General features: G+C 40.4%; 10 protein-coding genes. 6 read left to right on the forward strand and 4 right to left on the reverse strand.

Going from position 1 to position 9674, the window contains the following annotated elements:
• Positions 1–83 precede the first annotated feature (83 nt).
• The 4 genes from rpsL (at position 84) to LS69_RS06535 (ending at position 4010) form a co-directional block, all read left to right on the forward strand.
• On the forward strand, positions 84–476 hold the full coding sequence (gene rpsL / locus LS69_RS06520; RefSeq protein ID WP_138123336.1) for a 30S ribosomal protein S12: 393 nt from the start codon (positions 84–86) through the stop codon (positions 474–476).
• A complete protein-coding gene (rpsG, locus tag LS69_RS06525; protein WP_138123338.1) occupies positions 476–943 on the forward strand; it encodes a 30S ribosomal protein S7 in 468 nt (155 codons plus the stop codon). Before rpsL ends, rpsG begins: the two co-directional genes overlap by 1 nt.
• Before the next feature lie 83 nt (positions 944–1026).
• Positions 1027–3108: an elongation factor G gene (gene fusA, locus LS69_RS06530; RefSeq protein ID WP_138123340.1), complete on the forward strand. Its 2082-nt coding sequence runs from the start codon at positions 1027–1029 to the stop codon at positions 3106–3108.
• Positions 3109–3398: 290 nt separating this feature from the next.
• Positions 3399–4010, forward strand: a complete 612-nt coding sequence (locus LS69_RS06535) for a class I SAM-dependent methyltransferase (protein WP_194145450.1) — start codon at positions 3399–3401, stop codon at positions 4008–4010.
• Positions 4011–4233: 223 nt separating this feature from the next.
• Here the strand turns inward: LS69_RS06535 and galE are convergent, their stop codons facing one another.
• Positions 4234–5262, reverse strand: coding sequence for a UDP-glucose 4-epimerase GalE (gene galE, locus LS69_RS06540; RefSeq protein ID WP_138123344.1), 1029 nt, complete (start codon positions 5260–5262; stop codon positions 4234–4236).
• Between the two features lie 204 nt (positions 5263–5466).
• On the opposite strand from galE, the gene glmS reads away from it, so the two are divergent.
• Both glmS and LS69_RS06550 read left to right on the forward strand, forming a co-directional pair.
• A complete protein-coding gene (gene glmS / locus LS69_RS06545; RefSeq protein WP_138123346.1) occupies positions 5467–7269 on the forward strand; it encodes a glutamine--fructose-6-phosphate transaminase (isomerizing) in 1803 nt (600 codons plus the stop codon).
• Position 7270: 1 nt separating this feature from the next.
• Positions 7271–8527 carry a CatB-related O-acetyltransferase gene (locus LS69_RS06550; protein WP_138123348.1) on the forward strand — a complete coding sequence of 419 codons (1257 nt, stop codon included), beginning with the start codon at positions 7271–7273 and terminating at the stop codon, positions 8525–8527.
• Between the two features lie 116 nt (positions 8528–8643).
• On the opposite strand, the gene LS69_RS11105 is transcribed toward LS69_RS06550, so the two are convergent.
• The 3 genes from LS69_RS11105 to LS69_RS06560 all read right to left on the reverse strand — a co-directional run.
• Positions 8644–8769, reverse strand: a complete 126-nt coding sequence (locus LS69_RS11105; protein ID WP_275050966.1) for a hypothetical protein — start codon at positions 8767–8769, stop codon at positions 8644–8646.
• Positions 8770–8772: 3 nt separating this feature from the next.
• Entirely contained in the window at positions 8773–8997 is a 225-nt protein-coding gene (locus LS69_RS06555) for a DUF3343 domain-containing protein (RefSeq protein ID WP_138123350.1), read from the reverse strand.
• A 10-nt stretch (positions 8998–9007) separates the two neighbouring features.
• The coding region (locus tag LS69_RS06560) for an aminotransferase class V-fold PLP-dependent enzyme (RefSeq protein ID WP_138123352.1) at positions 9008–9674 on the reverse strand (667 nt) is incomplete at its 5' end.

Here is a 9674-nt window from a genome sequence, read left to right on the forward strand (position 1 = left end):
CCTTAATTTAAGTAAAAATAAAGCGCGATTTCCTTATAATCCGCTTCATTTTCTCTATTAAATTATTTTAGGAAGGAAGACAAGTGCCAACTATTAATCAGTTGATTAGAAAAGAACGAAAAAAAGTCATCAAGAAATCAAAGTCCCCGGCTTTGGTGGTTTGTCCTCAAAGAAGAGGAGTTTGTACTCGTGTTTATACGACAACACCAAAAAAACCTAACTCTGCGTTAAGAAAAGTTGCGAAAGTTAGGCTAACAAGTGGCTTTGAAGTCATTAGTTATATCCCCGGCGAGGGACATAACTTGCAAGAACACTCTATTGTGTTGATTCGTGGCGGTAGGGTAAAAGACTTACCGGGTGTGAAATATCACATTATTCGTGGTGCGTTAGATACTGCGGGAGTGGCTAAACGAACCGTTTCGCGTAGTAAATATGGAGCAAAAAAAGGCAAATCAGACGCGGGAGGTAAAAAATAATGAGAAGAAGAAAGGCGCCACAAAGAGAAGTATTGGGTGATCCAATTTACAATAACATTGTTGTAACAAAATTTATCAACAAAATGATGTATGATGGCAAAAAAAGCGTTGCCGAAAAAATCATCTATGCGACTTTTGCAAAAATTGAAGAAAAAACCAAAGAAAAAGGAATTGAAACTTTTGAAAAAGCATTAGAAAAAGTGAAGCCTTTGGTTGAAGTTAGAAGCCGTCGTGTCGGTGGCGCGACTTATCAAGTTCCTGTGGAAGTTCGCCCTGCAAGACAACAATCTTTATCCATTCGTTGGCTATTAGATTCCGCTCGTAAAAGAAATGAACGCACAATGATTGATAGATTGGCTAATGAGCTTATTGACGCTGCAAACGAGCGTGGAGCAGCATTCAAGAAAAAAGAAGATGTGCATAAAATGGCGGAAGCAAATAAAGCTTTTGCTCACTATCGTTGGTAAATTTATATTTTAAGGGATTTTTAGATTCCTTAAAATACCTACTACATTTCGAATCTCGAATTATCTTTGCATAAGGATTAAAAATGGCAAGAAAAACCCCATTAAACAAAATTAGAAATATCGGTATTGCAGCGCATATTGATGCGGGTAAAACAACAACCTCAGAAAGAATCTTGTTTTATACCGGCGTGAGCCATAAGATTGGCGAAGTGCATGATGGTGCAGCTACAATGGACTGGATGGAACAAGAAAGGGAGCGCGGAATCACAATCACTTCTGCGGCGACCACTTGTTTCTGGAAAGATTATCAAATCAATTTGATTGACACCCCCGGGCATGTGGATTTTACGATTGAAGTAGAGCGTTCAATGCGTGTATTAGATGGCGCAGTTGCGGTATTTTGTTCAGTAGGTGGTGTGCAACCACAAAGTGAAACCGTTTGGCGTCAAGCAAACAAATATGGTGTTCCTAGAATTGTATTTGTTAATAAAATGGATAGAATTGGTGCGAATTTCTATAATGTAGAATCCCAAATCGCAACAAGATTAAAAGCTAAGCCTGTGCCACTTGTGATTCCAATCGGTGCGGAAGATAATTTCAAAGGCGTTGTGGATTTGATTACGATGAAAGCAATCGTTTGGAATGATGAGTCTATGGGCGCAAAATACGATATTGAAGAGATTCCAGCAGATTTGGTAGAAAAAGCAGAAGAATATCGTGAAAAATTGTTGGAATCTGTGGCAGAGCAAGATGAAGCAACAATGGAAAAATACTTGGGCGGAGAGACTTTAAGTATTGAAGAGATTAAAGCAGGAATCAAAAAGGGTTGTCTTGCAATGGAGATTATCCCAATGCTTTGTGGCTCAAGCTTTAAAAACAAAGGCGTTCAAACTTTGCTTGATGCGGTTGTGGAATATTTACCCGCTCCAACAGAAGTTGCGGATATTCGTGGCGTAGATCCAAAAGACGAAGAAAAAGAAGTGTTTGTTAAATCAACAGACAATGGCGAGTTTGCAGGTTTGGCGTTTAAGATTATGACAGACCCATTTGTGGGACAGCTGACATTCGTGCGCGTCTATCGTGGTAGTTTGGAATCTGGAAGCTATGTGTTGAACTCCACTAAAGGTAAAAAGGAGCGCGTAGGAAGATTGCTTAAAATGCACTCCAACAAGCGTGAGGACATTAAAGAAGTCTATGCGGGTGAAATCTGCGCATTTGTAGGCTTGAAAGAGACTTTGACGGGGGATACATTATGTTCTGAAAAAGAACCTGTTGTATTGGAGAGAATGGAGTTCCCAGATCCTGTTATTTCTATTGCAGTAGAGCCAAAAACAAAAGCAGACCAAGAAAAAATGGCTTTGGCACTTGCAAAACTTGCTGAAGAAGACCCAAGCTTTAGAGTGCATACCGATGAGGAATCCGGACAAACTATCATTTCTGGAATGGGAGAGTTGCACCTAGAAATTATCGTAGATAGATTAAAAAGAGAATTTAAAGTAGAAGCAGAAGTTGGACAACCACAAGTTGCTTTCCGCGAAACTATTCGCCAAAGCGTAGAGCAAGAGTGCAAATATGCAAAACAATCTGGTGGGCGCGGACAATATGGACATGTATTTATCAAGCTTGAACCACAAGAGCCGGGCAAAGGTTATGAATTTGTCAATAACATTAGCGGTGGTGTGATTCCTAAAGAATATATCCCAGCAGTTGATAAAGGGATTCAAGAAGCAATGCAAAATGGTGTTTTAGCAGGGTATCCTGTGGTGGATTTCAAAGTTACACTCTTTGATGGTAGTTACCACGATGTGGATTCTTCTGAAATGGCATTTAAAATCGCAGGTTCTATGGCGTTTAAAGATGCTTGTCGCAAAGCAGGTGCGGTTTTGCTAGAGCCAATGATGAAAGTAGAAGTAGAAGTGCCCGAAGAATATATGGGCGATGTGATTGGGGATCTTAATCGCAGACGCGGACAAATTAACTCTATGGACGATAGAATGGGCTTAAAAATCGTTAATGCGTTTGTGCCATTGGCTGAAATGTTTGGTTATTCTACTGATTTGCGTTCAGCAACACAAGGGCGCGGAACTTACACAATGGAATTTGACCATTATGGCGAAGTGCCAAACAATATCTCTAAAGAAATTATGGAGAAAAGAAACGGCTAAAACCAAAGAATTTAGAATCCTTATATAAGGATTCTAAACTTACTGCGCTGAAAGTTTAGCAAGGAGGGTTTCTTGCTTCTCCTTGAATCTTTCATCTTTCACAATTCATCTAAAATACAAAATCACGAAGAAAGGAATGTAATGAATTTTGGCAAATTATTTAAAATGACGCGTAAAAGACTGCGGGGGGAGGGGGCTTTTATTTAGATAGAGTAGAAGCGAAATTAGATAAATTAAACAATGAAATATTATCGCTTAAAGGCGAAATTACTCTCACTAAAAACCTGCTTTTGGAACAAAGCAACGACAAACTCACGCAAGTTTTTAACACAATATACGAAACCAACACTTGGGGCTATGGCAGTGGAAGCGGTTCGAGAGAACATATTAATGTGGGCTATGTGCAGTTTTTGCAGCAGTTTTTTAAATCGTATCAGATTCAAAGCGTTGTGGATATTGGGTGTGGGGATTGGCAATTTTCTAAGAATCTCAATCTTGAAGGCATAGATTACAAAGGCTACGATGTTGCAAGTTTTGTGGTTAATCGCAACCTCGCTAAATACAAAAAACAAAATATTGATTTTATCCATTATGATGGAGACTTTTCTACTCTTCCAAGCGCAGATTTAGCGATTTGCAAAGATGTCTTACAACATTTGCCAAATCACAATATTCAGCAGTTTATTGAGAATCTCTCCAAATACAAGTATGCTTTGATTGCAAATGATATTGATAGAGTGGGAGAAAATGATGATATTTTGTTGGATATTTATGCGTATAGAAGCCTTGATTTAAGAAAAGACCCTTTTAATCTTCCTTTGGAAGTTGTTTTTGAGATTGTGCGCGAACCCAAAGAACCAAATATCGCCGTAATGTTGTGGCAAAATCCAAATCTTAACTAAACTATGGAATCCTTAAAAGCCAAGGGCTAATACAAAACTCACAGATAAGAAAAGGCAATCCTTTGTTGAGAGAAAACCGCTAGGTTTTCGTGGTAATCTACAATGTTAAACAAAAGAGGATTCTACAATGGCGAAATTCTAGGATTGCCACGGATTCCTTGCGGAATCCTCGCAATGACGAAAGATGAGATTCTGAGGCGCGGATTTGCAAGTGTGGGCAAACTTAATGTGGGTGTGCGCTTTGTAGGTTTTGCTCCCACAAATACGCGCTTTTGCAAATCGTTTCTAGTTGGTTAAATTGCGGATTCCATTTTGTGGATTGTAGGATTTTGGCGTTATCGCTCACTAAAATACTAGGGTCGCCCTCTCTTCTTGCTGCACTTTCTACGCAAAAATCCTTTCCGCTTATCTTTTTAATGCAATCAATCACTTCTTTGACGCTAAACCCTCGCCCATAGCCGACATTATAAACTTCTGAAGTTTGGGTTGTCTTTAGGGATTCTAAAGCGCAAAAATGCGCACTTGCCAAATCATCAATATGAATATAATCCCGAATGCAAGTGCCGTCTTTTGTTGGATAATCTTCCCCAAAAATTTGCATTTTTTCGCGTTTGCCTGTGGCGCATTCAACGGCTACTTTGATTAAATGTGTGGCGTTTTTTGCCCTTTGTCCCAAACTGCCGGGTTTGTCCATTAATGCCCCTGCGACATTGAAATAGCGCAAAATCACGCTTTTAAACTTTGGATTTGCAACCTCTAAAGAATGTAGAATCTTCTCAATCATCAGTTTGGAATCTCCATAAGGATTAATGGGATTTGGCGAGGTTTTCTCATCAATGGGCGCGTGTGTTTTTGGCTCACCATACACCGCAGCAGTGGAGCTAAAAAGAAATTGATTAATGTTAAGTTCTTGCGAAATTTGTAGGAGATTTGTGGTATTTGCAACATTGTTTTTAAAGTATTTCAAGGGATTTTGCACGGATTCTTGCACGATTAAAGAAGCTGCAAAATGCACAATTGCACTCATTTTATACGATTTTAGCGCATTCCTTAACGCATTGCAATCTCCCAAATCCCCCTCAAAAAATTCCACACGATTGGGAAATGTGCGCTGTAAAAATTCTACATTTTGCTTAAATCCGCTACATAAATTATCAAAAATTACGATTCTACAATCACTATTTTTTAGGAAATAATAAGCAGTGTGTGAGCCGATATAACCCGCTGCGCCTGTGAAAAAGTAAGTTTGCATTCGTTGCCTTTAGATTGGAGTTTTTGGATTCTTTTAGGTTGTGCAAAATTCTATAAAGTTACCCTTGCCAAATCTTGCCATTTACCATAATTTTTGCCTTTAAAACTTTGGATTTTAGCATAAACTTAATAAAATACAATCCATTTACTATTTCTTTACCTATTTTATGCCAAAATAAGAGCTATGTAGTTTTAGGAGAATAAAATGTGCGGGATTATTGGTTATATTGGCAATGATGAAAAAAAGTCTATTTTGATTAATGGCTTAAGAGAGCTAGAATATCGCGGTTATGATTCGGCGGGAATTTGTGTGTTAGAAAATGGAGAATTGCGTAACTTCAAAGCGGTGGGTAAGTTGGTCAATTTAGAGCGCAAATGCGAGGATTTTTTTTTCAATGGTTTTGGTTTGGGGATTGGGCATACGCGCTGGGCGACGCATGGTAAGCCGACAGAAGTCAATGCTCACCCGCATTTTGGGCATTTTAGCAATGTGGTGCATAATGGAATCATTGAAAACTACCAAAGCATTAAAGAGCGTTTGCAAACGCAAGGGCGCACTTTTCTTTCTCAAACCGACACAGAAGTGATTGTGCATTTGTTTGAATCGCATTTGGAGACAAGCACGAGTGTTTTAGAAGCGTTTTCTCAAACGATTGCCGAACTCAAAGGTGCTTATGCGATTCTGCTCATCACGCAAAAATCTCCCAATACGATTTATTATGCGAAGAATGGTTCGCCTCTCATCATCGGCAAAGGTGAAGATAAGCTGGGGAAAGAGGCGATTTACTTCGCTTCATCAGACGCGCCTTTGATTGGACTTGCAAATGAAGTGTGTTATTTAGAAGATGGTGCAGTAGGTGCGTGTGAGGTGGGGGGATTCCATATGCTTCCTAAGATCAAGCCATTAAGCGGAGATAAGCTTTCTGCACAAAAAGATGGCTTCACTTTTTTTATGGAAAAGGAAATTTACGAGCAACATAAAGTGTTGCTAGAAACAATGATGGGGCGCGTGAGCGAGGATTCCTTTAGTTTAGAAGAGTTGAATGGGCTAGACTTTAGCGAGGTAGAATCCATCACGCTTTGTGCGTGTGGCACGAGCTATCACGCGGCGATTGCGGGGAGCTATCTGCTAGAGCGGATTGCTAAGCTTAAAACCAAAGTGGAAATCGCGAGTGAGTTTCGCTATCGTGAGCCGATTTTGCGCCAAAAAGAGCTTTTTGTCGTCATTTCTCAAAGTGGAGAAACCGCGGATACTTTGGAGGCTTTGAAGTTGGCTAAAAAAGCTGGGTTAAAGACGCTTGGAATCTGCAATGTAGATAATAGCTCCATCGTGCGCCAAAGCGATTTTGGTTTGCTCACACGCGCGGGGATTGAAAAGGGCGTAGCAAGCACCAAAGCCTTTGCTACGCAGGTTATGGTGTTGTGGATTTTGGCAAATTTCATCGCTCAAAAATGTGGAATCTTAGGCAAAAGTGAGATTCAACAACAAACCAAGACAATGCTGGAAGCGGTGCGCACAACAAAAGTAGATAAAAAGGCGCACGAACACATTAAACGACTATCACGCCGATATTTGCATGGGCATGGATTCTTCTTTATTGGGCGAGATATTTTTTATCCTCTTGCTTTGGAGGGTGCGCTTAAACTCAAAGAAATCAGCTATTTACATGCAGAAGGCTATCCAAGTGGCGAAATGAAGCATGGACCTATTGCTTTGGCGGATTCGCGATTGTTTTGCGTTGCGTTAATGCCACAGAATCTCTTGTATGATAAGATTAAAAGCAATGTAGAAGAGCTTAGTGCGCGTGATGCGACACTTTGCGCCTTAAGTGCAGAGTATTATGAGGGTTGTGATGATTGGATTAAGATTCCGCATACTTCGCATTATATGGTGGAGTTTTTCTCTATGATGGTGGTTTTGCAGATTTTTGCATTAGAAGTGGCGGTGAGATTGGGCAATGATGTAGATATGCCACGCAATCTAGCAAAAAGCGTAACGGTGGAATAGAATGAGAATCTGTCTCAATGAATATGCGATAAAATATCTCATCAAGCACAAAGTTCAATGTGCGCATACCAATGCAAATCTTTGTCGTTTCAAAGAAGGGCAAATGATTAATGTCCCGGAAGAGGGCGATATGGAGGAATATGCGTGTATTAATGCAGGAGAGAATCTCTGTGCTATGGGGAGTATTAGTTACTCTAATGCGACTATTTCGCGCCTTGATATGCAAGTAGGGCGGTATTGTTCTATTGCTGTGGGGCTTAGTTTTATCAAAGCGCATCACCCGCTTGGGCTTTTTAGCACTTCCTCTTGCACTTATGACCCAAACTTTTATATCTTCAAGGATTCCGCCAAAGCGCATAGTGGGGAGTGTTTTACTAAGGATTGGGGATTGTATTATCATCTTGTTCCGCCCCCCCCCCCCCCAATATTAGAAAATGATGTTTATGTGTGCGCAAACACATTGCTAAAGCCCGGAATCGTGTTACACACGGGTTGTGTCATCGCGCAAAATTCTGTGGTAACCAAAGATGTCCCGCCCTATGCAGTCGTAGCAGGGAATCCCGCGCGAATCCGAAAATATCGCTTCGATGAGCCAACGATAAAGAGGCTTTTAAATCTCCAATGGTGGCAATATCATTTTTCTGATTTTAGGGGAATAGATTTAACGCAGGATATTAATTTTTATTTGGATTGCTTGGAAGAGAGAATTGCAAAAGGACAAATCAAGCCCTTTAATCCTATGAAAATGTCTTTTCAAGAATTGATAAGACGGAGCAGACACCGCAGAATCGTTAATGTTGGTAATGTTGGGGTGCAGACGAGACAATCGCAGATTCCAACTCAAAATGCGTTTGCTAAGGCTTCTATTATCCCAACAAAAGATTCCGCAAAGAATAGAATCCACAATCATTTAGCCTATAAGCTTGGACAAGCAATAATACTAAACTCTAAAAGTTTATGGGGATATATTAGAATGCTTTATGTTTTGTCATTTATCAAAGAATTCCATAGAGAAGAACAGAGCAAATATCAAGCAAGAATTGCAAAGAATCCTAGCTTGAAGCTTCCGCCTTTGGAATCTTATGTGGATTATCAAGAAGCTATCAAAGAGAAGCAATGCTTCACTTATAAGCTTGGTGAGGCTTTAATAGAAGCCAATAAAGCACGAGCGAGTAGGCGAATATTTGCATATTTGCGATTCTTTTTCTTCGAAGCGCCAAAGCTAAAAAGAGAATTTAAGAAGAGGCGAGAGAGGTAGCAATCCACAGCCTAGAATCTTGCCTTTCGTCATTGCGAGACAACACCAAAAACAACAATCTTCCCATTATTATTGCGTTGGCGATTTGCTCACACTTGCGAATCTATAATACAGAACTACCCGCTGTCATTATATTGTAGATTACCACGAAAACCTAGCGGTTTTCTCACAATGACGCAGCGGTAGAATCTTTGGTTGCTAAAATTGAGGATTTGCACCAAAGCAGGTGAAATTTGTTTCATAAATTAAACCATTTTTATCTCGTATTCAATGTTTTGTGCGTTGAGGGCATTTTGGATTCTCTCTAATGTTTTTTCATCTTCTGCTTCAAAATACACAGAGATTCCGCAATCACTTGAAAATTCGCGCGGTGTAGGCACGAGCTTGACAAAAATTTGCAAATCCTTTAACAGCGTTTCGCTTTCAAACGCACTTGATGTTGTAAATACGAGAATATAGCCTTTTATCATTTATTTAGCCTTATGGTTGTCTTCGCGCGATGTCTTTTAGCGCGTCAATCGTGGATTCTATATGTTGCTTTGTGTTAAATACACCCGGACTTAGGCGAATCGTCCCTCCGCGTTCAAAACTCCCCAAACTCCTATGGCTAGAGGGGGAGCAATGCAACCCTACACGCACACAGATTCCAAACTCTCTATCTAAAATCTCGCCCACTTCTGATAGTGTGTAGCGCGGTAAATCCACCGACAAAGTCCCGCCACTTTGCCCTTGTGTTTGATAAATCTTAAGGTTTGGGATTCTGCTAAGTCCATTGATAAGCTGTTCTCTTAAAAGGAGTTCATATTTGTGAATCTCCGCAACTCCTTTAGAGTTAATCCACTCTAAACCTGCTTTAAGCCCTGAGATTCCGTGCATATTGGGTGTGCCACTCTCAAATCTATCGGGTGGGAATCTAGGCTGAATCTCTGCTTCACTTGCGCTTCCTGTGCCACCAAAGACAAGCGGAGAAATGCGCTCTGTATCAAAAGAATCTGCCACCACAAGCGCACCCACGCCCATAGGTGAAAGCAAACCTTTGTGCGCACTTAGGGCTAGAAAATCTACTTGTTGCATCACATCATTCATCTCTACACAGCCGACACTCTGTGCGCCATCAAGCAAGAAAGCGACATTGTGAGCTTTGGCA

Source organism: Helicobacter sp. MIT 05-5294, from assembly GCF_000765675.1.
Taxonomy (GTDB): domain Bacteria; phylum Campylobacterota; class Campylobacteria; order Campylobacterales; family Helicobacteraceae; genus Helicobacter_D.